The sequence below is a fragment of the Enterobacter sp. BIDMC 30 genome, assembly GCF_000534355.1.
In the GTDB taxonomy this organism is placed as follows: domain Bacteria; phylum Pseudomonadota; class Gammaproteobacteria; order Enterobacterales; family Enterobacteriaceae; genus Enterobacter; species Enterobacter ludwigii.
This window is the reverse complement of sequence record NZ_KI973169.1, coordinates 1947965-1970969: the sequence shown is the minus strand read 5'-3', so window position 1 is coordinate 1970969 and position 23005 is coordinate 1947965. Positions and strand designations below refer to the sequence as shown.

The following is a 23005-nucleotide window of genomic DNA, read 5'->3' as shown; positions in this document are numbered from 1 at the left end:
GTTTTTTATTATAAGTCGCGGGTTCTTAAACTGAAGGCGTTCCTAATCACAGCGAGAAAAATGATGAATTATCCTTCACTGAACCGCACGCTGCTGGCGGGCGTTGTAATTAGCCTGTGCAGCGGTCTGTTTGCGCCTGTCGCGCTGGCGGCCTGCGACGATACTGACCTGAACACCTGCCCTGCTCCGTTCGACAAACAGCTTCCTGACACGCACAAGATGCTCACCTGGAGTCAGGCGGATCGCGTGGTCGGCTTTCGAAATGACTACCGCAACTACGCGGGAGATGTGTTCCATCACGGCAACGCCACGCCGCTGCCCAGCGCAGAGAAACCGCTCACTGACGCCCGCTATCAGGTCAATGGCAAGACCTATAACCTGCAGGACTACCTGAAACGTCAGAACGTGAGCGGCATGCTGGTACTGAAAGACGGCAAAATCGCGTGGAAATATCTCGGCGAAGGCAATACGGATACGACGCTCTGGACCTCCCGTTCGGTCGGGAAATCCGTGGTCTCAACGCTGGTTGGCGTGGCTCTCAAAGAGGGAAAAATTCGCTCACTCGACGACCTGGTCACGCAATACGAGCCAGACCTGAAAGGCACCGCCTGGGACGGCGTGACGTTAAAACAGCTGATCACCCACACCTCCGGCGTGGCATGGAACGAAGACTACACTAATCCCGCCTCCGATTTCGCGCAGCTCACCGAGTGCGAAGCGAAACCAGGCACCTATGACTGCGTGCGTAAGCTGGTGTCGGGGCTGAAACGCGAACACCCGGCAGGCCAGCACTGGTCTTACTCCTCCGGTGGCGCCTGGCTGTTGGGTGACGTGCTTGAGCGTGCAACGGGCATGACCCTGGCCGCCTATCTTGAGAAGAGCATCTGGCGGCCGTACGGCATGGCGAGCGACGGTGTATGGCATGCCTACCGTAAAGGTCAGCATGATGTCGGCGCGCATGGCTTTAACGCCACGCTGGAAGACTGGGGACGCTTCGGGGAATTTATCCTGCATAACGGCACACTACTGAACGGTAAACAGATCCTGCCCGACAACTGGGTGAAAGACGCCTCACGCTGGACGCAGGCTGATGGCTCTGTCTCTGACGCACACCCGACCGGCTTGTACGGCTATCAGTGGTGGAACAACGAAGTGCCCGTCACGGCTACGAAGGTGGTGCCCGCGGCGAATGAGTCGCTGCAAGGCTCGCTCTGGGCGCTGGGGATCTTTGGGCAGATGATCATGGTAAACCAGGCGGAAAATCTGGTGATCGTTCAGTGGTCCACCTGGCCGCAGGCCGAACCGTCGTTTAGCGCACAGCCGCTGGAAGCCTCACTGATGTTCAGTGCGATTGCCAACGCGTTGCGGTAAGTCGCGGTAAGTGATAGTTAACAGCCAGGCATCGCCTGGCTTTTGTATTTTCTGCAAACAAGGGAGCCTCTGCGCGATGTCACAAAACGGCAATATCAGTGACTTACCCAAACTGGTGAATAAAAAATCAATTAATTGTTAAGTTGTTGTTACGACAATCACTCCCGATCGGCTCTTCGCCATTGATGCGTTAAATGCATCAGTCCATGTATTAATTGCGCTTATAAATTTGGGGTTCTTGATCCAGTTTTCAGACACAGACGAGCAAAACGTCAACAATAAACTGGAGATAACCATGTTTTCCTCAACCTCACCTGCAACCGTTCGCTCGAAAGCGGGCGCGATACTTCGCGTGACGTCCGGCAACTTTCTCGAGCAATTCGACTTCTTTCTCTTCGGCTTTTATGCGACCTACATCGCGCATACCTTTTTCCCGGCGAGCAGTGAATTTGCTTCCCTGATGATGACGTTTGCCGTCTTCGGCGCAGGATTTTTAATGCGCCCCATCGGGGCAATCGTACTGGGTGCCTATATCGACAAGGTTGGGCGCAGAAAAGGACTCATCGTGACCCTGTCGATTATGGCGGCGGGTACCTTCCTGATCGTACTTATTCCGTCTTATCACAGCATAGGTCTGTGGGCACCGTTACTGGTTCTGACTGGCCGACTGTTACAGGGTTTTTCTGCCGGAGCGGAGCTGGGTGGCGTATCGGTCTATCTGGCTGAAATTGCCACGCCCGGCCGCAAAGGTTTTTACACCAGCTGGCAGTCCGGCAGCCAGCAGGTCGCGATTATGGTTGCGGCAGCCATGGGGTTTGCGCTGAATGCGCTGATGGCAGAGAGCGCCATTCGTGAATGGGGCTGGCGTATCCCGTTCCTGGTCGGTTGTTTAATCGTACCGTTTATCTTTTTCCTGCGCCGCAAGCTGGAGGAGACAGAGGAGTTCAACGCACGCCGCCATCATCTGGAGATGCATCAGGTCTTTAAAACCCTGCTCGGTAACTGGCAGGTGGTCATTGCCGGCATGCTGATGGTGGCAATGACCACCACGGCCTTTTATCTGATCACCGTTTACGCGCCGACTTTCGGGAAAAAAGTGCTGATGCTCAGCGCTTCGGACAGCCTGCTGGTTACGCTTCTGGTGGCAATTTCCAATTTTATCTGGCTGCCGGTAGGCGGTGCGTTGTCGGACCGCTTTGGGCGTAAACCGGTGCTTATCGCCATGACGCTGCTGGCTCTGGCGACGAGCTACCCGGCACTGACGCTGCTGGCGCAGGCACCGAGTTTCTCAATGATGCTGAGCGTCCTGCTGTGGCTCTCTTTCCTCTATGGCCTGTACAACGGTGCGATGATCCCGGCGCTCACGGAGATCATGCCTTCTGAAGTTCGCGTGGCGGGGTTCTCTCTGGCCTACAGTCTGGCAACGGCGGTATTTGGGGGGTTCACGCCGGTAATGTCTACCGCGCTGATAGAATATACCGGGGATAAAGCCTCTCCCGGCTACTGGATGAGTTTCGCCGCGGTGTGCGCCCTGCTGGCAACGCTCTACCTGTACCGTCGTCGTGCAGTGACGCTGCAAAACACCGTGAAATCAGAGGGGGCGGCATGAGACTGATTCCTCGACTGACCACCGGCGCGTTGATACTGACCGCCCTGAGCTTCAGTGCCTCAGCGAAAGAGGTGACGGTCATGATCTCAGGCGGTTTTAAAGCCGCCCTTGAAAAGCTGGCACCGGAATATGAACGCCAGACCGGAGATAACATTGTGCTCATTCCCGGCCCGTCTATGGGAACGACTCCGCAGGCAATTCCTAACCGGCTTGCGCGCGGGGAAAAAGCCGACGTGGTGATCATGGTGGGCGATGCGCTGGCAACACTTGAAAAGGACAACCTGACTCAGCCTGGCTCGCGCACGGAACTTGCGGACTCCCCTGTCGGTATGGTGGTAAAAAAAGGCGCTGACGTCCCGGATATCAGTAACAAGGCGAAACTTCGCCATACGCTGCTTCAGGCGGAGTCCATCGCCTACTCCGACAGCGCCAGCGGCAGATACGTCAGCCAGACGCTGTTCAAAACGCTGGGGATTGAAAAAGAGGTGATGGGTAAAGCAACGAAGGTTGAGCGCATTCCCGTCGCCGAAGAAGTGGCGAAAGGGAAATACGCGGTAGGTTTCCAGCAGGTCAGCGAACTGCTGCCGATTCCGGGAGTGACGTTTATTGGCAAACTCCCGGACAACCTGCAATACATCACCCGCTTTGCTGGCGCCGTGACCCGCCACGCCGACCATCCTGGCGAAGGGAAAGCGCTGCTGGATTACCTTTCCTCGACACAGTCCAGCGCCGTGATTCGCGACACGGGGATGAGCCCCGTCACGTCCCGCGGTACTGCTCAGTAATGTGTTTTTCCAGTTCAGCCGCAATGTAAGACTGGATGCGCCCCCGGCGTCGAATCAGCCCCACAGTGCGTTTCACCTCCGGTGCCACGAGCGGGACAGACGTCAGGAGCGAGTGCTCTGACGTCGGCATCGACATGGCGGGCACGGCAGCAATGCCGATGCCCGCCTCTACCATACCGAGCATCGTGGTCACATGGCGCGTTTCGCAAACGCTGGGACGCGCAGGCACGATATCCCCCAGCATCCGGTCGAGCAGGTTACGGTTGCCTGACGTTTTGTCGAGGATGATATAGTCCTGCTGATAAAACGCCTGCCACGTCAGGTGAGTCGTTTTTGCCAGAGGGTGATCGCGCCTGCACGCGGCGACATAGCTATCTTCCACAAGGGGGAAAAACTCGATTTCAGAGGGCAAACTCCCGGCGAAACAGATCCCGAAATCCGCCTGGCTACGGGCAACCGCGTCAATGACATTCCCCGCGCTGCTGTCGATGAGCTTAATCCGGACACGCGGATAACGGGACTGAAAGCGACGAATGACATCCGGCATAAAGTAATAGGCCGCAGACGGTACCGTAGCGACGGTAATCAGCCCGGTCCGCTCTTCACTCACTTTATCAATATCAGCCAGCATGGACTCAACGTTATCGAGCAACTGGGCTGAACGTTCAGCAAAGTTCTGCCCGTACAGTGTCAGAGCCACGTGGCGGGTGGTCCGGTCAAACAGCTTCGCTCCCAGCGCCGCCTCCAGTTTTTCAATCCTGCGGCTCAGTGCTGACGGGGACAAACAGATAGATTCAGCAGCAACCCGAAAGTTGCCGTATTCCACTAACGCTCTGAAAGCATAAAGATCGTTAAGGTCAAAATTTACGGGCATAGCGTCTGAATGTCCTGTCTGGCAATACGAACGAAAGTCAAAAATAATAGCGGCTTATTGTCCTGCCGCAACCGGTGAAGCGCCGAAATCCCTTAAGGAGTTGGTTTTCACGCTGACCATAATGGGGTAAGTGTCATAAGATTAGGCTTCGACTGAGTTCACAAAATGAAGGTGATACCAGCAAACCGCTATCCACCGTTACGTACGAAGTGATAGTTTATCCAGGCTGGAATTGAAGCAATGACCGAATGTCTGGCATTTTAACAGAACCTTACCTTCCCCTTTTGTTCAAGTGACGAGTTTGCGAGCAAAGCGATGATTAAGTGGCCCTGGAAAACGAATGACGCTGGCCGAAATATGGCGCTGCCGTGGGATGAAGCGCTGGCGATCCCTGTTCTGGCTAATCTTCAGCCGGATGAACAATCAAAACTGGTTCAACTGGCGGATCGCTTTTTGCAGCAAAAACGTCTGGTTCCGCTGCAGGGCTTCGAGCTGGATCCCCTGAAAAACGCGCGTATCGCCCTGCTTTTCTGTCTGCCGGTACTGGAACTCGGTATTGAGTGGCTGGATGGCTTCCATGAAGTACTCATCTACCCAGCACCGTTTGTGGTGGACGATGAATGGCAGGACGATTTCGGCCTGGTGCATAACCAGCGGGTGGTGCAGTCCGGGCAAAGCTGGCAGCAAGGACCGATCATTCTGAACTGGCTTGATATTCAGGACTCGTTCGACGCATCAGGCTTTAACCTGATCATTCACGAAGTGGCGCATAAGCTGGATACCCGCAACGGCGATCGTGCCAGCGGTGTACCGCTGATCCCGCTTCGTGAGGTTGCAGGTTGGGAACACGATCTGCATGCGGCAATGGATAATATCCAGGATGAGATAGATCTGGTGGGCGAAAGTGCCGCCAGCATCGATGCCTATGCGGCAACCGATCCTGCGGAGTGCTTTGCGGTGCTGTCAGAATATTTCTTTAGCGCGCCTGAGCTTTTCGCCCCCCGTTTCCCGGCCCTGTGGCAACGGTTCTGTCAGTTTTATCAGCAAGACCCTCTGCTGCGTCTGCGGCAAAATGAGGATCCTGTCGGCAATTCATCTCACCAGCTCCATTAAGACGGGTCGACATGGGTACGATTGACCGCCCGTACCCATAGGCTCATCACCAGAAACATCAGCGCCATCACCCAGGCGGCCTGCGTTAAAAATACCTCGCCAAATAAACGCGTGACGACAGGCACCAGCAGCGCACTCAGGCCGTAGCCCAGCGTGTGGCTGGTGGCAATCACTCCCGCCCCTTTTCCGGTGGTCAGCCGTTCATTCAGCAGCAGCTGGTATCCCGGCGTCGCCATGGCGGCTCCCAGCGACGTCATGACAATTCCCACGTAGAACAACACCAGACCGGCAATACACATTAGCCCCAGTCCCGTCACCATCAGTACCGCGGCCAGGCAGAGCAATGTCACCGGGCTGAAATGCTGCGGACGGACCACTAGAAATTGCGCAGCGAGGGTTGCCAGCGCGGCCAGACTCAGCAGCAGCGCGACATGATGGCTCACCTCTCGTGGGTTACCGTCCAGCAGAGGGCTGAGATGCGGTGACAGGCCAAGCTGCATCAGGCTCACCAGTGCGGCCAGAAGCAACGCCAGCACAAGGTACGGCAGCATTGAAACCTGCACACGCGTCGCCTGATGCGCGACCGGCGGCAGCGGCGGATCGGCGACCTCTCGAAGGACCAGCAGGAGAGCGATAAACGGTGCAATCGCCATCAACCAGAGGGGTGCCACCGGATTGACGCTAAGCATCATCGCCGCCAGCGGCGGCCCCAGCAGACGACCGCAGCTGAGGCCGGAGCTAATGGTCGCCAGCGCGGCCATGCGTTTATCCAGACCCGCGCGCTGAATGGCCCATGTCTGAGCCGCGGGCACCAGCCCTGAGACGGTCAGGCCGTACAGCGTACGCGAGAGGATCAGGCCCGCCAGCCCCCAGACAGCACTCATCATCCCGCTTGCCATCGCCCAGACCACCAGCGCCATCACGACGAAACTCGCCAGATAGCCACTTAGCGAGGCCTGCATCACGACCTTACAGCCGTGTCGCTCACTCTGGCGTCCCCACCACGGCGATGCGGGTAAAAAGAGCATGGAGCCGAACATTAACAGCCCCGCCCAGACGGAGAGCGATAACCCGGTCAGGGTGACCAGTTGCGGCAGCATGACCAGCAAACCGTTTTGCCCAATACCTAACAATCCGGCGCATAACGCCAGTGGCCAGTTCGCTTTCGGGGTGAGGTTTTCCGTCAGTGTTTCAGGGTAAGTGCGCATGAGAATGTGAACATAGTGTCAATAAATGTGTGGAAATCATGAAGTTTATGAAAACAAATATTGCAAAAATAGTTGCGACTGTAAACAGAATGCATATCATAACGATAATTATTATCAATCATGGAATGAGGTACACCTATGCGTACTCTGCCCCGCTCCGCCGGTACAGACGTTGCGGCCCAGTGTTTTTTGAACGCCCTGTTGCGTGAAACGAAGGACTGGCGCTATCTCCCCGCTACCGTTGCGGATGAGCTATCGCAGATTCATATTCCGCTCTCTTCAACCCAGGCCATTCGGGTTCCGGTACGCTATTTCTCACCGACTCAGCATCATCAGTATCACTTTCCGGCGATGCTTATCCAGCGCGACAGCGACAGCGGTGACGCCGTCACTTTCACGCAACTGATTGACTTAATTCTGGAAAAACCTTCAGTTAAAGGCTCACTCGATACCGAAACGCTGGCTCGCTTTAAGCAACGCGCCCTTGAAAGCCATGCCCACACCTGGCAGGCCATAGATCTGCGCCACAACTGGGCAAACCTGCGTGACAAACCGCTGAATTTTGCGCAAGCAGAACAGGCGCTGCTGGTGGGGCATGCGTTTCACCCGGCCCCCAAATCTCACGAGCCGTTTAACGAAAGTGAAGCGCGCCGCTATTTGCCTGATTTTGCCTCCCGCTTCCCGCTGCGCTGGTTTGCGGTTAAGCGTGAATTGATTGCCGGCGACAGCCTGGCCGTCTCTCTTCGCGAACGCCTGCTGCGCTTCGCAGCGCAGAGTGCCCCTGAGCTCCTCGGTCACTTCACCGATACCTGCTGGCTGCTGCCGATGCATCCGTGGCAGGCCGAGCATCTGCTGGGTCAGGCCTGGTGCCAGCGTCTTGTGGCTAACGGCGACCTGCAGGATTTGGGCGAAGCGGGCGCGCAGTGGCTGCCCACCAGTTCCTCACGCTCGCTGTACAGCGAAACCAACAGCGACATGATCAAGTTTTCCCTCAGCGTGCGCCTGACCAACTCCGTGCGCACGCTGTCGGTGAAAGAGGTTAAACGCGGTATGCGCCTGGCGCGTCTGGCTAAGACAGCGCGCTGGCAGACCTTACAGGCACGCTACCCGATCCTGCGTGTTATGCAGGAAGACGGCTGGGCGGGGCTGCGTGATGAAAATGGCATCATCCAGGAAGAGAGCCTGATGGCCCTGCGCGTGAACCTGCTGTTCGAGACGCCAGAGAGCCAGACCAACGTACTGGTGAGCCTGACGCAGGCGGCCCCGGACGGAGGTGACAGTCTGCTGGTTGCGGCGGTACGTCGTCTGAGCCAGCGCCTGGATTTACCCCTCGCCGAGGCTGCGCGCTGCTGGGTGCAGGCGTATTGCGATCGCGTTTTACTTCCGCTGTTTAGCGCGGAAGCGGATTACGGCCTGGTTCTGCTGGCGCACCAGCAAAATATCCTCGTTGAGATGCAGCAGGATTTCCCCGTCGGGCTGATCTACCGCGATTGTCAGGGCAGCGCCTGGACTGAAGGGGCCGATGAATGGCTAAAAGAGGCGGGTGAACATGATGTGGAAAACCGTTTTGGCGAAAGCCAGCTGCTGCGCTACTTCCCCTACTACCTGCTGCTGAACTCAACGCTTGCCGTGACTGCCGCCCTCGCCGCCGCCGGTTTCGACAGCGAAGAGAGCCTGATGGCGCAGGTGCGTGACGCACTGGCCGAATTACGCAAAACAGCGAAACAGACCCGCTGCCTCGACTACGTGCTCGACAGCCCAACCTGGAACTGTAAAGGCAACTTTTTCTGCTACCTGCACGATCGCAACGAAAACACCATCGCCGATCCGGCAGTGATCTATTTCGACTTTAGCAACCCGTTTTACAAGGAGAAGGCGTGATGGCAAACGCGAATATCGTCCATTCTGGTTATGGCTTTCGCTGCACCGCAACGGAGAACACTCTGCCCCTGACGTTAGGTCTCGACGGCAGCGCAGTGCTTGAGCGCGTGGGTGGTATCCCGGAAGGCTGGTTAGTCGACGCGCTGGATCAGCTGTTTATCGCCGCACCGGCACTGACCGGCGTCACGCTCCCCTGGTCCGCCTGGCAGGATGAACCGCAGGCGCAGGCGCTGTTTACGCTTGCCAGCGGAGATTATCTGGCGCGCGAAACGTTCTGGCAGTTACCCCTGTGGCTGCAGGGAGAACGGCCCCAGAACCACGGCGGCATGCAGTTCGATGAAAGCCGTCAGCTTTACTTCCCGCTGCGCCCTCACCGCCCGCAAGGTGAAGTCTATCGCCGTTACGACCCGCAGATTAAACGCATCCTGAGTTTCCGCGTGGCCGATGTGGCGCAGGACGGCGAACGTTTCACCCGCTGGATGAACACCCCACGCGTTAACGCCTTCTGGGAGATGGCCGGCCCGCAGGCGGAGCAGGAAAATTACCTGCACCGTCAGCTCGACTCGACCTATTGTTATCCGCTTATCGGCTGCTTTGATGACCAGCCGTTCGGCTACTTTGAAATTTACTGGGCGGCGGAAGACCGTATTGGCCGTCACTATCGCTGGCAGCCGTTTGACCGCGGCCTGCACATGCTGGTTGGGGAAGAAAACTGGCGCGGCGCGCAGTATATCCGCAGCTGGCTGCGCGGTCTGAGCCATTATCTGTGGCTGGATGAGCCACGCACAACACGCATCGTTGCCGAGCCGCGTTTCGACAACCAGCGCCTGTTCCGCCATCTTTCGTCTGCCGGTTTCGAAACCGTGAAAGAGTTCGACTTCCCGCATAAACGCTCGCGCCTCATCATGAACCAGCGTCACCGCTTCTTCAGCGAGGTGGGACTGTGAACGTGTACTGGCAGAAAGTGAACCGCGACATGGTGGCGAAGATCCTCGCCGAACTGGAATATGAACGCACCCTGAGCGCCCGGCAGCTGGCAGACAATCGCTGGCAAATCACCATGAGCGCGGAGACCTGGCAGTTCCAGGCCACGCGCGGGTTCTGGGGCTGGCTGCATATCGACCCCGCGAGCCTGACCACCGTCAGCGGTAAGGCAGTGGACGCAGAAACTGCACTGCTGCAGCTTGCGACGGTACTGGAGATGAGCGACGCGCAGACCGCGGAGCATCTGGAAGATCTCTATGCCACGCTGCGGGGTGATATTCAGCTGTTACAGGCGCGCGAAACGCTGGATGCTGATGCGCTCATTCATCTCGACCCGGACGAATTACAGTGCCTGATGAGCGGCCATCCTAAGTTTATCTTTAACAAGGGACGCCGCGGCTGGGGGCTGGATGCGCTACGCCAGTATGCTCCGGAATACCGTGGCCGTTTTCGCCTGCACTGGGTCGCCGTGCAACGTGCGCACCTGGTCTGGAGCAGCGATGTTGATTGCGATATCAATACCCTGCTGGCGAGCGCCATGGATAACGCCGAGCGCGCCCGGTTTGATGCCCGCTGGCAGGCGCTGGATCTTGATGATAACTGGCTGCCCGTGCCGCTGCATCCGTGGCAGTGGCAACAAAAGATTGCTGTCCATTTCCTGGCGCAACTCGCGCGCGGCGAAATGGTTGCGCTGGGCGAGTTTGGCGACGAGTACCTGGCGCAGCAATCGTTGCGTACCCTCACCAATGCCAGCCGCCGCGCGCCGTTTGACATCAAGCTGCCGCTGACCATTTACAACACCTCCTGCTATCGCGGTATTCCGGGTAAGTACATTGCCGCTGGCCCGCTGGCCTCACGCTGGTTACAGCAGCAGTTCGCCAGCGATGCCACGCTTATTCGCTGTGGCGCGCAGGTGCTTGGCGAGCCCGCGGCCGGGTATCTTTCCCACCCGGGTTACGCCGCGCTGCCGAAAGCGCCTTACCGTTATCAGGAGATGCTGGGGGTTATCTGGCGCGAAAATCCGTCCTGTTATCTTCAGCAGGGTGAAGAAGCGGTGCTGATGGCTGCGTTGATGGAGAGCGATAACGCCGGACGCCCCTTGATTGACGCATGGATCGCCCAATCCGGTTTGACCGCTGAAGCCTGGCTGGAAAAGCTCTTTGACGCGACGGTCATCCCCTTCTATCACCTGCTCTGCCGCTACGGCGTGGCGCTTATCGCCCACGGCCAGAACGTGACGCTGGTGATGAAAGACGCCACCCCGCAACGCATCCTGCTGAAAGATTTCCAGGGGGACATGCGCCTGGTGGATGAAGATTTCCCGCAGGCAGCAAGCCTGCCTGAACAGGTGAAGTCCGTCACGGCGCGCCTGAGTGCGGATTACATCATTCACGATCTGCAAACCGGTAACTTTGTCACGGTGCTGCGGTTTATTTCACGCCTTACCCTGCAAAGCGGCGTCAGCGAAACCCGTTTCTACCAGATCCTGGCCGAGGTATTGCGCCGCTATATGGCCGCGCATCCCGATCTCGCCGAACGCTTTGCGAAGTTTGATCTGTTTAAGCCGCAAATTATTCGCGTGATCCTCAACCCGGTCAAACTGACCTTCTCCGAACACGACGGCGGCAGCCGCATGTTGCCGAACTATGTCACCGATCTTGATAACCCTCTTTTTCTGGTCTCCCAGGAGTCAGCGCAATGAAAACGTATGATTTCATCGGCATTGGTATTGGCCCGTTTAACCTCAGCATCGCCGCACTGGCTGAGGGACTGGACGGTTTTAGTTCGCTGTTTCTTGAACGCAAGCCGCATTTCTCCTGGCACCCTGGCATGATGGTGCCGGACTGCCATATGCAAACCAGCTTCCTGAAAGATCTGGTGAGCGCCGTGGAACCCACCAATCGCCACAGTTTTCTTAACTATCTGGTGCAGCGTAAAAAGTTCTATCGTTTTCTGACCACCGAGCAGCGTACCGTCTCTCGCGAAGAGTTTGCCGATTACCTGTGCTGGGCCGCGGAAAACCTCACCAACCTGTCCTTCAGCCAGCAGGTACAGCAGGTCAGTTTTGATGAAAAAAACGGTCTGTTCGACGTGGTGACTCAGCGCGATCGCTTCCTGGCGCGTCACGTCTGCGTGGGAATTGGCAAACAGATTAACCTGCCTGACTGCGCTCCGGCGCAGGATGACAGCTGCTTCCACGCCAGCGAGATGATGCTGCGCACGCCGGACTTAGCGGGCAAGCGCGTCACCGTCGTCGGCGGAGGTCAGAGTGGTGCAGATCTTTTTCTGAATATCTTCCGCGGGGAGTGGGGTCAGCCACTGAGCCTGAACTGGGTTTCCCGACGCAACAATTATAACGCGCTGGATGAAGCGGCTTTCGCCAACGAGTATTTCACGCCGGAATATGTAGACAGCTTCTCCACGCTTGGCGAAGAGGCGCGTCGTCAGATGCTGCACGAGCAGAAGATGACCTCCGACGGCATCACCACGGAGTCTCTACTGGCGATTTATCGCGCCATGTATCACCGCTTCGAAGTGCTGCGGGAAAAACCGTGGGCACACCTCCTGCCCTCTCGCTCGGTCACCGCGATCGCGCAGCAGGAGAACGGTAAGCGCCTGACGTTACAGCATCACCTTGACGGCGGCCGTGAACAACTCGATACCGACGTGGTGATTTTCGCGACCGGCTATCGCACCGTGCAGCCTGCGTTTCTGGCACCGCTCTCCCATCGCCTGCGTCTGGACGCCGACGAAACCTTCTGCATCAACAATGATTTCACCCTTGAATGGGACGGTCCGCAGAGCAACCGCCTGTTCGCCGTGAATGCCGGGATGCACCGTCTTGGCATTGCCGAACCCCAGCTCAGCCTGATGGCCTGGCGCGCCGCGCGAATTCTGAATCGCGCGCACGACGACGAGCCGTTTGAGCTGGCCACCACCCCTGGCGTGATCCACTGGCGAAGCACTCCCCGCCCGGACAGCAGCCAGGTTTATCAATCTTTAGCAAGAACCACCGAGTACTGACACACACATTCAGGAACTACATAACAATGAAACGTTCTCATCTTTGGGTTTTAAATCCTTGCTTGCTTGCAATGCTTTCTACCTCTGCGTGGGCGGAAGAACAAAAGGAAGAAAATATTGTTGTCTCCGCCAGCCGCGCGCACCGCAGCGTGGCGGAGATGGCGCAGACTACCTGGGTTATTGAGCGTGCTGAGATTGAACAGCAGGTTCAGGGTGGAAAAGAGATTAAAGAGGTACTGGCGCAGTTGATCCCGGGCATGGACGTCAGCAGCCAGGGCCGCACCAACTACGGTATGAACCTGCGCGGTCGTTCCATGATGGTGATGGTGGATGGCGTGCGTCTTAACTCCTCCCGCAGCGACAGCCGCCAGCTCGACTCTATCGATCCGTTCAACATTGACCGTATCGAAGTGATCTCAGGTGCCACCTCGCTTTATGGTGGTGGCAGTACCGGCGGTCTGGTGAATATCGTGACCAAAAAAGGCCAGCCTGATACCGAAGTGGAGTTCCAGACCGGAGCAAAGAGTGGCTTTAACAGCCATAACGATCACGATGAGAACGTGTCAGCCGCGGTGAGCGGCGGCAACGACAATGCCTCTGGCCGGTTGTCAGTATCGTATCAGCGCTACGGCGGCTGGTACGACGGCAAAGGCAGCGAGGTGATTATTGATAACACCCAGACCGGATTACAATATTCCGACCGTCTGGATGTGATGGGAACAGGCACCCTCAACATCGACGATCACCAGCAGCTGCAGCTTACGACGCAATACTACAAGAGCGAGTCCGACGGGAAGCACGGCCTGTTCCTCGGGGAAAACTTCTCCGCGGTTACGGGTGATGCCAAAGCCTACAATAAAGGCAACCTGAACTCTGACCGCCTGCCGGGCACAGAGCGGCATCTGATTAACCTGCAGTACTCCAACACCGATTTCTGGGGCCAGGATCTGGTCGCACAGATTTACTATCGTGACGAAAGCCTGACCTACTACCCGTTCCCGACACTGACCAAAGGCGTGGTGAGCAGCATCGGTGCGTCGCAGCAGAAAACCGATTTTTACGGCGGCAAGCTGACGCTGAACAGCAAACCGATGGATGATTTAACGCTGACCTGGGGTGTGGATGCTGACCACGAAACCTTCGACGCTAACCAGCAGTTCTTCAACCTGGATAAAGCGGCAGCAAGCGGCGGCATGGATCTGGAGAACGCCTATAACGTGGGCCGTTACCCGGGTTACAGCATTACCAACCTCGCCCCGTTCCTGCAGGCCAGCTACGACATTGATGCCATTACCCTGAGCGGCGGCGTGCGCTATCAGTACACCGAAAACAAGGTGGATGACTTCGTTGGTTATACCCAGCAACAGGCCATCGCTAACGGGAAAGCCACATCGGCTGATGCGGTACCGGGCGGGAAAACCAATTACAACAATTTCCTGTTCAACGCCGGGATCCTTGGCCGTCTGACCGAACAGCAGCAGCTGTGGTTTAACTTCTCCCAGGGCTTCGAAATTCCGGACCTGGCGAAGTACTACGGCTCCGGTACTTACCAGCTTGTCGACGGGCACTATCGCCTGCTGAACAGCGTGAACGTGAACGACTCGACGCTGGACGGCATTAAGGTTAACGCGTATGAGCTGGGCTGGCGCTACACCGGCGACAACCTGCGCACGCAGGTTGCGGCGTATTACTCGCTCTCGGACAAAACCATCACCATCAACAAAACGGACATGACCATCAACCTCGAAGACGACAAGCGTCGTATCTACGGGATTGAAGGCCAGGTGGACTATTTCTTCACCGACAGCGACTGGAGCACCGGCGCGAACTTTAACGCCATTAAGTCTGAAACCCGCGAGAACGGTAAATGGGAGAAGCTGACGGTAGACAGCGCCAGCCCGTCGAAAGCCAGCGCCTGGGTCAACTGGGCGCCGGGCGACTGGACCCTGCGCGTGCAGAGTACGCAGACCTTTGACGTGTCAGATGCCGACGGTAAGAAGATCGATGGCTATAACACGGTCGACTTCCTGGGCAGCTACGACCTGCCGGTGGGTAAAGTGAGCTTCAGCGTGGAAAACGTGCTGGACAAAGACTACACCACCGCCTGGGGTCAGCGTGCGCCGGGGCTGTATAGCCCAACCTACGGTGCACCAGGTCTGTATACTTATAAAGGCCGTGGCCGTACGTTTGGTCTGAACTACTCCGTACTGTTCTAATCCTGCGCGCCGCCTGCGGGCGGCGCAATTTGCTGTGTAATTTCAGCGCGAATTTGCTATAAAATCAGCGATTTGCTGAAATTGTCGGCAAACGAACGAAAAGTGCGTTTTCCCCCTTTGACAAGACGAACTGAGGTCGATACTATGCGCCTCGTTCACACGATTCCTCTGTAGTTCAGTCGGTAGAACGGCGGACTGTTAATCCGTATGTCACTGGTTCGAGTCCAGTCAGAGGAGCCAAATTTGAAAAGCCTGCTTTTAAAGCAGGCTTTTTGCTTTTCTGTTAGCCATTACTTTCCACAGCCCCTGTCAACTGACGCCAGGCCGCCACTTCCTCATCCAGCCACTCACTAAAGAGAGCCACCTCCGGTTTCGCTTCCCTTAACTGCGATGTCACCAGCCAGTAAGGCCAGGGATAAGGTGCAGTGAAAGAGGTAAGCTGGACCAGCTCGCCCCGGGTGATGGCATCCTGTACCAGAGAGCGACGCTCCAGCGCGATACCTTTACCGAGTCTGACAGCCTCAAGGACTAAATTTGAGTCGTTAATGCATAACCCGCCGGGCACAATATCTTTTTCCAGTCCCGCATTGAAACACCAGGTTTTCCACGACTCCATGGAGAATATGATTTTACTCTTCGCCACCTCAGTTGGCGTTACCGGGAGGACGCCGCCGTTATAACCGGGTGCTGCAACCACAATCAGTTCATCTGAAAAAAGATAATGGCAGTCGCTTCCTTCCCAATTACCTTTCCCCATGCGTATCGCCACATCTATCCCTTCCTGCTGCATGCGGGTGATCGTCAGACTGGCCTGGATCCGCAGCGTGATGTGTGGATATTTTTCCCGAAACCGCTCCAGACGCGGCAACAACCAGTGACAACCAAAAGACGGCACCATCGCCAGCGTCAGTTCCAGTATTCTCGGTTTCACCTGCACTAACCGGGTGGCATCTGCGATATGATTCAGCGCTTCGCGCACCTGTAACGCGTAGAGACGCCCCTCTTCGTTGATCTGCACCCCTCGCCCATAACGGATAAACAGCTTCACCCCCACCATTTCCTCCAGCACTTTAATCTGCTGGCTGCCTGTCGGGAATGGAACGCGCTGCTGGAAGCCCGTCCGGAAAACGCGGTGGCCGATCAGGTTGCTGTCACCAGTACGGTTATCTGGACATTTATTCAGTCAATGATCCCTCACGTCGTTAACGCCGGGGATTTTAAAAAGATTCAAGCGGTAGCCGACGTTTTCGAAAACCAGGCGGCATTTAAAAAATACCCTTTTAGTTAACGCTTCGCTCGGCGTGTTATAGGGCTTTTCAGCCCCTTTTTTTTGCCGCACGCGAGTATTATCATCATCTAAAAGAATCATATTTCTTTATTTATTCTTATATGTAACCCAATGGAAAACATGAGAAACATTTCAATATAAAGCAATATTATGACGTCACAAGGTATCGTTATTCATCAGGGTATTCTTGAGAACCAGCGGTCAGGAAATTAAACGGTTTCAATAAAAAAGCCTGCTTTAATTGCAGGCTTGTGCTTCTTGTCGACGGCGACGGGTGCTATAAGGGGCTTAAATCTGATAATCAATCGCCACTTCTTCTGGCTCCATCACCTGACGTTTAATCTCCTCCACGGACAGCCCGGCGTTGCAGAGTTCGATAAAGCGCCACACATAGTTGCGCTGCAGTTGTCCACGCTTCAGGCCGAGCCATACGGTATTGGCATCAAAGAGATGACGCGTATCCAGTCGTACCAGGTTCTCCGTCTCGCGTTCACCACCGGACTGTTCCGCCACCAGACCAATGCCCAGCCCCAGCTCGACGTAGGTTTTGATTACATCAGAGTCCTGTGCACTCAGCACCACATCCGGCGTTAAGCCTTTGCGGTTAAAGGCTTCATCAATGCGCGAGCGTCCGGTAATACCCTGCCGGTAGGTAATCAGTGGCCATTTCGCGATATCTTCCAGCGTCAGTGGCGTAACCTGATTCAGCGGATGGTCGACGGGAAGTAACAGACTGTGGTACCAGCGAAACCACGGGAAAGCCACCAGCTGCGGATCGTTGCTCAGGCGTTCACTGGCAATGCCGATATCTGCCCCACCGTTTTGCAACAGCACGTCAATTTCCTGCGGTGTGCCCTGGATAAGCTCCAGACGGACGTCAGGGAAAAGTTCACGGAAGGCTTTAATCACCGACGGCAGGCTGTAACGCGCCTGGGTGTGGGTGGTGGCGATAGTGAGGACGCCCGAGGCGTCATTGGTAAAGAGATCCGCCAGGCGACGCACATTGCTGGCCTCGTTGAGGATCCGCTCCGCGATGGTCAGCAAGGCTTTTCCCGGCTCCGTCATGCCAAGCAGACGCTTGCCGCGACGGATAAAAATCTCTATCCCCAGTTCTTCTTCCAGCTCGCGGATATGGCGACTGACGCCGGACTGAGAGGTATAAAGCATATTGGCGACCTCGGTCAGGTTGTAGTCCCGCCTGGCCGCCTCACGGATAATTTTAAGTTGCTGGAAATTCACGATTCACTCCGGCGCATCTGACATAACGCTATTGTTAGAGTCAGCCGACCTGCAGAACAAATAATAAAAACCAGCATCTTATGCTTTTATGGAATATCAACTCACCAGCTGCAACTCACGGTTCTCCAGAGACGGTTTGCTGACCAGCGACATCAGAATCTCTTTTACCGCCTGCGCCTGAGGTGACAGCGATCCGCGCGCGGACATATTCAGCGACAGCGGTAAGCTCATGGAAGGCGTGGTGATGCGCGCCATCCAGCCGTTGGCCGCGCTGCACAGCGAACGTGCTGCGGATTCTGGCAGAACGGTCACACCCATACCGCTGGCTATAGCGGCGGTTAGCGTGGAGATGGAATCAATTTCACCGATAATTTTTGCCGTCAGGCGGCGCAGGGAAAACGCTTCATCCACACGCACGCGCACCGCGCTGTAGTCACGTGGCAGGAAAAGATTCATTTCTGCAACGGCCGTCAGATCGACGCTCTGCCCCGGACAGTCGCGGGTGCCCACAAGGTAGAGATCTTCTTTCAGCAGCGGCTGGCTGGTGATCCCGGCCACCGGTGAGCGGTCGTACAGCACCGCCATATCCAGCTGGCCGCTAAGAAGTTTGTCATTCAGCACAGAACCGCTGTTCTCATGCAGGTAAACCAGCACTTCTGGCAGCTCTGCGCGGACGGCCTGCAGCAGCGGCATGGTAATAGAGGACGCGGCCGTTCCCGGAGCCAGCCCAATGGATACGTGGCCGCTCAGCGTCTGGCCCACGTTATTCACCGCCAGCTGCGCCTGTTCGCACTGGCGAAGGATGGTGCGCGCATGGGTATACAGGATTTTGCCTGCTTCCGTTGGCGTCACGCCACGTTTGGTGCGGATCAACAGCTGCTGATCCATCTCGCCTTCCAGAGTAGCCACCTGCTGGCTCAGCGCAGGCTGCGCGATATGCAGCACTTCCGCCGCTTGAGTCAGGCTGCCGATATCGACGATTTTTACGAAGTATTTCAGTCGTCTTAAGTTCATTTTGCCCCCTGTTCGAAATGCTGTGCCGGTACTGGCTTTTCATTGTTGATAGGGTTTTGCAATATGAATGCCAGTTTTACGAAGAGGTCTGATTTGTCGCTAAGCGGCTGAAAATAAGGAAAGCTAATCATAAGCAGCGGTTTTATTACTGAAACAGCAGTTTATGATCTGCCCCATTAGGGGTATGTGCGCACCATTACGGTGCATTCCGGCGTCAAAAACGCCATTTTGCTGATTTTGTCAGCAAACGATCAAAAGGCGTTGATCCACCCTTTGACAAGGCCGGCTGACGTCGATAATATGCGCCCCGTTCACACGATTCCTCTGTAGTTCAGTCGGTAGAACGGCGGACTGTTAATCCGTATGTCACTGGTTCGAGTCCAGTCAGAGGAGCCAAATTTGAAAAGCCTGCTTTTATAGCAGGCTTTTTGCTTTTCTGGTGCAGGTAAAATAGCCCTCAGTTGCTGAGCTTAACCGGCATCCCTGACCGACGTTCCAGTTCCGCGCCCGCCCCCTCGTTGACAAGCTCGGTTCGCAGCGAGGCTGATATCGGCAAAGGCACTTTCCGGGTCGATTCAAATTCCGCCCGGTTCCGTGATAGCGGTTCATGCACCTCTACCCAGCGGCTGCCGTCCGGCTCTGTCGTCACTTTAACGGGCTGATCGATAAGCTGCACACGGGTGCCTACCGGGACGTTATCGAAAAGATATTTAATGTCGTTATTGCGCAGACGAATACACCCCTGGCTCACCCGCAGTCCGATGCCAAAATTGGAGTTTGTCCCGTGAATGGCATACAGCCTGCCAATATAAATCGCATACAGTCCCATTGGGTTATCGGGTCCAGCGGGCACGAATGCAGGCAGCGTTTTCCCCTCTGCCGCATAGGCACGGCGCGTATTCGGCGTAGGAGACCAGGTGGGGCCTTCCTGCTTACGTTCTACCGCCGTGACCCAGTTTCGCGGGGTTTCGCGCCCGGCCTGACCAATGCCGATGGGTAACACTTCAACGGTATTGCTGCCTGGTGGGTAATAGTAGAGGCGCATTTCTGCCGCATTAACGATAATTCCCTCGCGGACGGTGTCAGGCAAAATCAGCTGCTGGGGTATCACCAGTTGCGTACCGGATTTAGGCAAAAAAGGATCCACGCCCGGGTTCGCTTCCAGCATATTGCTCAGACCCTGCCCGTATTGCGCGGCAAACGCTTCGAGCGGTAGCGTATTGTGATCCGGCACGGTAATGGTTTGCGAAGTGCCCACCAGCCGACTGCCTGTCGGCGGTAAAGGATAACTTACCGCCTGAACGCTCTGGCTGATAAGTAATGCAGCAAGACAACTCAACACATTTATACGACACATATTCCCTTCCTCAGTCGCACCTTGATTTGCTAAGCATAGCGTAGCCGCTTTGCATTACCCATCAGGAAATAAAATCAGTTTGCACACGCGCCCTGGCGCGGTAGTCTCATACGTTCCGTTTATATGACGGTGGCTATGTGAGTGACCTTTTCTTATACCAATAATTAGAAATACGTGCAGACAGGACAACTATGGACTCCACTCTCACCTCCACACATCCCAACGAGGAGACACCTTCGCTCAATCGTGCCCGCCGCGCAGCCCTCGGCAGCTTCGCGGGTGCCGTCGTCGACTGGTATGATTTTCTGCTTTACGGCATTACTGCCGCGCTGGTGTTTAACCGCGAATTCTTCCCCCAGATTAGCCCGGCAATGGGTACGCTCGCCGCGTTTGCCACCTTTGGCGTCGGCTTCCTGTTTCGTCCACTGGGCGGAGTGATCTTCGGCCACTTCGGTGACCGTCTCGGTCGCAAACGCATGCTGATGCTCACCGTCTGGATGATGGGCATCGCCACCGCGCTGATTGGCGTTCTCCCTTCATTTTCCACCATTGGCTGGTGGGCGCCGGTGCTGCTGGTTACGCTGCGCGCCATTCAGGGCTTCGCGGTAGGCGGCGAATGGGGTGGCGCGGCGCTGTTATCCGTTGAGAGTGCCCCAAAGAACAAGAAAGCGTTTTACAGCAGCGGCGTGCAGGTGGGCTATGGCGTAGGTCTGCTGCTCTCCACCGGGCTGGTGTCGCTGATGAGCCACTTCACCACCGATGAACAATTCCTGAGTTGGGGCTGGCGCATTCCGTTTATCTTCAGCATCGTGCTGGTTGTCGCTGCCCTGTGGATCCGCAACGGCATGGAAGAATCTGCTGAGTTCGAACAACAGCGGCAAGAACCGCCCGTTGCCAGAAAACGGCTGCCGGTGATGGAAGCGCTTGTCCGGCATCCTGGCGCTTTTCTGAAAATTATTGCCCTGCGCCTGTGCGAACTGCTGACGATGTATATCGTGACCGCGTTTGCCCTCAATTATTCAACGCAAAATCTCGGTCTGCCCCGCGAGCTGTTCCTGAACATTGGCCTGCTGGTCGGCGGGATCAGCTGCCTGACTATCCCCTGCTTCGCCTGGCTGGCGGACAGGTTTGGTCGCCGTCGCGTCTATATCACCGGGGCGCTGATTGGCACCCTCAGCGCCTGGCCGTTCTTCATGGCGCTGGAGGCACAGTCGATCTTCTGGATTGTCTTCTTTGCCATCATGCTCGCTAACATCGCCCACGATATGGTGGTCTGCGTGCAGCAGCCCATGTTTACCGAACTGTTCGGGGCGAGCTATCGCTACAGCGGCGCGGGCGTAGGCTATCAGGTGGCAAGCGTGGTAGGGGGCGGGTTTACGCCATTTATTGCCGCCGCGCTGGTGACCTTCTCCGGGGGCAACTGGCACAGTGTGGCACTTTATCTGCTGGCCGGTTGCCTGCTGTCAGCGGCGACGGCGTTATTGATGAAAGAGACGAGCCACACCTGATCTCACTTTTGTTTCACAGGCGTGTGACATACTATCGGGTAGAGTCGCACACCTGTGGAACAAGGAGACAGAGATGAATAATAAGGGCTCCAGCCTGACCCCGGCTCAGGCACTGGAAAAACTCGATGCACTGTATGAACAGTCCGTCAACGCGCTGCGCAGCGCCATCAGTGAGTATATCGAAACAGGGAAACTCCCCGACGAAAAGGCCAGAAGTAAGGGCCTTTTTGTTTATCCATCGCTTTCCGTCACCTGGGACGGCAGCGCGACTAACACGCCGAAAACGCGCGCCTACGCACGCTTTACCCACTCCGGCTGCTACAGCACCACCGTCACCCGCCCTGCACTGTTCCGCCCTTATCTTGAAGAGCAACTCACGCTGTTGTATCAGGATTACGGCGCGCACATTGCCGTTGAACCTTCACAGCATGAGATCCCGTATCCGTATGTGATTGACGGTTCAGCATTAACCCTTGACCGCTCCATGAGCGCGGGGCTGACGCGCCATTTCCCGACCACCGAGCTGTCGCAGATTGGCGATGAGACGGCGGATGGTATCTACCACCCGGCAGAATTTTCACCGCTGTCGCACTTTGATGCCCGCCGCGTGGATTTCTCTCTGGCGCGCCTGCGTCACTACACCGGGACGCCCGTCGACCATTTCCAGCCCTTTGTACTGTTTACCAACTACACCCGCTATGTCGACGAGTTTGTCCGTTGGGGCTGTAGCCAGATCCTCGACCCGGATAGCCCTTACATCGCGCTGTCTTGCGCCGGCGGGATCTGGATCACCGCGGAAACCGAGGCACCCGAGCAGGCCATCTCCGACCTGGCGTGGAAAAAACACCAGATGCCTGCCTGGCACCTGATCACCGCTGACGGCCAGGGGATCACCTTAATTAACATCGGGGTTGGTCCGTCAAATGCCAAAACCATCTGCGACCATCTGGCGGTATTGCGCCCGGACGTGTGGCTGATGATTGGACACTGCGGCGGCCTGCGTGAAAGCCAGCTGATTGGCGACTACGTGCTGGCCCACGCCTATCTGCGTGATGACCATGTGCTTGACGCTGTGCTTCCACCGGATATTCCTATCCCGAGCATCGCCGAAGTGCAGCGTGCGCTGTATGACGCCACCAAAGAGGTGAGCGGTATGCCGGGTGAAGAGGTTAAACAGCGTCTGCGTACCGGTACGGTAGTGACGACGGATGACCGCAACTGGGAGCTGCGTTACTCCGCCTCCGCGCTGCGTTTCAACCTCAGCCGTGCCGTCGCGATTGATATGGAAAGCGCCACCATCGCCGCACAGGGATATCGCTTCCGCGTCCCTTACGGCACGCTGCTGTGCGTTTCCGACAAACCGCTGCACGGCGAAATTAAGCTTCCGGGTCAGGCCAACCGTTTCTATGAAGGGGCTATCTCCGAACATCTGCAAATCGGCATTCGCGCCATTGATTTACTGCGTGCGGAAGGTGACAGGCTGCATTCCCGTAAATTACGTACCTTCAACGAGCCGCCATTCCGCTAACCAGAA

The 23005-nt window shown here is 56.4% G+C and carries 16 protein-coding genes, 2 tRNA genes and 2 pseudogenes; 14 read left to right on the top strand and 6 right to left on the bottom strand.

What is annotated here, in order from left to right:
- The first annotated feature begins 63 nt into the window (after positions 1-63).
- From L466_RS13060 to L466_RS13070, 3 genes are all read left to right on the top strand, one after another.
- Positions 64-1371, top strand: coding sequence for a serine hydrolase domain-containing protein (locus L466_RS13060; protein WP_032681974.1), 1308 nt, complete (start codon positions 64-66; stop codon positions 1369-1371).
- Between the two features lie 295 nt (positions 1372-1666).
- On the top strand, positions 1667-2980 hold the full coding sequence (locus L466_RS13065) for an MFS transporter (protein ID WP_032680672.1): 1314 nt from the start codon (positions 1667-1669) through the stop codon (positions 2978-2980).
- Positions 2977-3765 (top strand): substrate-binding domain-containing protein, encoded by a 789-nt coding sequence (locus tag L466_RS13070; RefSeq protein ID WP_032680671.1) that lies wholly within the window; start codon positions 2977-2979, stop codon positions 3763-3765. Before L466_RS13065 ends, L466_RS13070 begins: the two co-directional genes overlap by 4 nt.
- Here L466_RS13070 and L466_RS13075 read toward each other — a convergent pair.
- Positions 3740-4639: an L-proline-binding transcription factor PsrA gene (locus L466_RS13075; RefSeq protein WP_032680670.1), complete on the bottom strand. Its 900-nt coding sequence runs from the start codon at positions 4637-4639 to the stop codon at positions 3740-3742. The genes L466_RS13070 and L466_RS13075 overlap by 26 nt on opposite strands.
- 315 nt (positions 4640-4954) lie before the next feature.
- Here L466_RS13075 and mtfA point away from each other — a divergent pair, with 315 nt between their 5' ends.
- Complete coding sequence (mtfA, locus tag L466_RS13080) at positions 4955-5752, top strand: DgsA anti-repressor MtfA (protein WP_032680669.1); 798 nt, start codon at positions 4955-4957, stop codon at positions 5750-5752.
- On the opposite strand, the gene L466_RS13085 is transcribed toward mtfA, so the two are convergent.
- Positions 5749-6960: an MFS transporter gene (locus L466_RS13085; RefSeq protein WP_032680667.1), complete on the bottom strand. Its 1212-nt coding sequence runs from the start codon at positions 6958-6960 to the stop codon at positions 5749-5751. The genes mtfA and L466_RS13085 overlap by 4 nt on opposite strands.
- A gap of 138 nt (positions 6961-7098) precedes the next feature.
- Here L466_RS13085 and L466_RS13090 point away from each other — a divergent pair, with 138 nt between their 5' ends.
- The 6 genes from L466_RS13090 (at position 7099) to L466_RS13115 (ending at position 15305) form a co-directional block, all read left to right on the top strand.
- Positions 7099-8841: an IucA/IucC family protein gene (locus L466_RS13090; RefSeq protein WP_032680666.1), complete on the top strand. Its 1743-nt coding sequence runs from the start codon at positions 7099-7101 to the stop codon at positions 8839-8841.
- Positions 8841-9788 (top strand): GNAT family N-acetyltransferase, encoded by a 948-nt coding sequence (locus L466_RS13095; protein ID WP_032680665.1) that lies wholly within the window; start codon positions 8841-8843, stop codon positions 9786-9788. The genes L466_RS13090 and L466_RS13095 overlap by 1 nt, the downstream gene beginning before the upstream one ends.
- Positions 9785-11527: an IucA/IucC family protein gene (gene iucC, locus L466_RS13100; RefSeq protein ID WP_032680664.1), complete on the top strand. Its 1743-nt coding sequence runs from the start codon at positions 9785-9787 to the stop codon at positions 11525-11527. The genes L466_RS13095 and iucC overlap by 4 nt, the downstream gene beginning before the upstream one ends.
- A complete protein-coding gene (locus tag L466_RS13105) occupies positions 11524-12849 on the top strand; it encodes a lysine N(6)-hydroxylase/L-ornithine N(5)-oxygenase family protein (protein WP_020883310.1) in 1326 nt (441 codons plus the stop codon). Before iucC ends, L466_RS13105 begins: the two co-directional genes overlap by 4 nt.
- 26 nt (positions 12850-12875) lie before the next feature.
- Positions 12876-15065 carry a TonB-dependent siderophore receptor gene (locus L466_RS13110; RefSeq protein ID WP_032680662.1) on the top strand — a complete coding sequence of 730 codons (2190 nt, stop codon included), beginning with the start codon at positions 12876-12878 and terminating at the stop codon, positions 15063-15065.
- A gap of 164 nt (positions 15066-15229) precedes the next feature.
- A tRNA-Asn gene (locus tag L466_RS13115) sits at positions 15230-15305 on the top strand.
- 43 nt (positions 15306-15348) lie between these two features.
- Here L466_RS13115 and L466_RS13120 read toward each other — a convergent pair.
- Positions 15349-16149 (bottom strand): annotated as a pseudogene (locus L466_RS13120) (LysR substrate-binding domain-containing protein); the annotation flags it as partial.
- Here L466_RS13120 and L466_RS0122375 point away from each other — a divergent pair.
- Positions 16138-16353 (top strand): annotated as a pseudogene (locus L466_RS0122375) (glutathione S-transferase); the annotation flags it as partial. The pseudogenes L466_RS13120 and L466_RS0122375 overlap by 12 nt on opposite strands.
- Before the next feature lie 288 nt (positions 16354-16641).
- On the opposite strand, the gene cbl reads toward L466_RS0122375, so the two are convergent.
- Together cbl and nac are read right to left on the bottom strand one after the other, a co-directional pair.
- Positions 16642-17592, bottom strand: coding sequence for an HTH-type transcriptional regulator Cbl (cbl, locus tag L466_RS13125; protein WP_032680661.1), 951 nt, complete (start codon positions 17590-17592; stop codon positions 16642-16644).
- A gap of 96 nt (positions 17593-17688) precedes the next feature.
- On the bottom strand, positions 17689-18606 hold the full coding sequence (gene nac / locus L466_RS13130) for a nitrogen assimilation transcriptional regulator NAC (RefSeq protein WP_014170773.1): 918 nt from the start codon (positions 18604-18606) through the stop codon (positions 17689-17691).
- 320 nt (positions 18607-18926) lie between these two features.
- Here nac and L466_RS13135 point away from each other — a divergent pair.
- Positions 18927-19002 (top strand) — tRNA-Asn (locus L466_RS13135).
- 61 nt (positions 19003-19063) lie between these two features.
- On the opposite strand, the gene ldtA is transcribed toward L466_RS13135, so the two are convergent.
- The gene (gene ldtA, locus L466_RS13140; RefSeq protein ID WP_032680660.1) at positions 19064-19963 is read right to left on the bottom strand and encodes a L,D-transpeptidase; all 900 of its coding nucleotides are present in this window, start codon (positions 19961-19963) and stop codon (positions 19064-19066) included.
- Between the two features lie 191 nt (positions 19964-20154).
- On the opposite strand from ldtA, the gene shiA reads away from it, so the two are divergent.
- Both shiA and L466_RS13150 read left to right on the top strand, forming a co-directional pair.
- Positions 20155-21471 (top strand): shikimate transporter, encoded by a 1317-nt coding sequence (gene shiA / locus L466_RS13145; protein ID WP_032680659.1) that lies wholly within the window; start codon positions 20155-20157, stop codon positions 21469-21471.
- 73 nt (positions 21472-21544) lie between these two features.
- Positions 21545-22999 carry an AMP nucleosidase gene (locus tag L466_RS13150; protein ID WP_014170778.1) on the top strand — a complete coding sequence of 485 codons (1455 nt, stop codon included), beginning with the start codon at positions 21545-21547 and terminating at the stop codon, positions 22997-22999.
- The last annotated feature ends 6 nt before the right edge of the window (positions 23000-23005 follow it).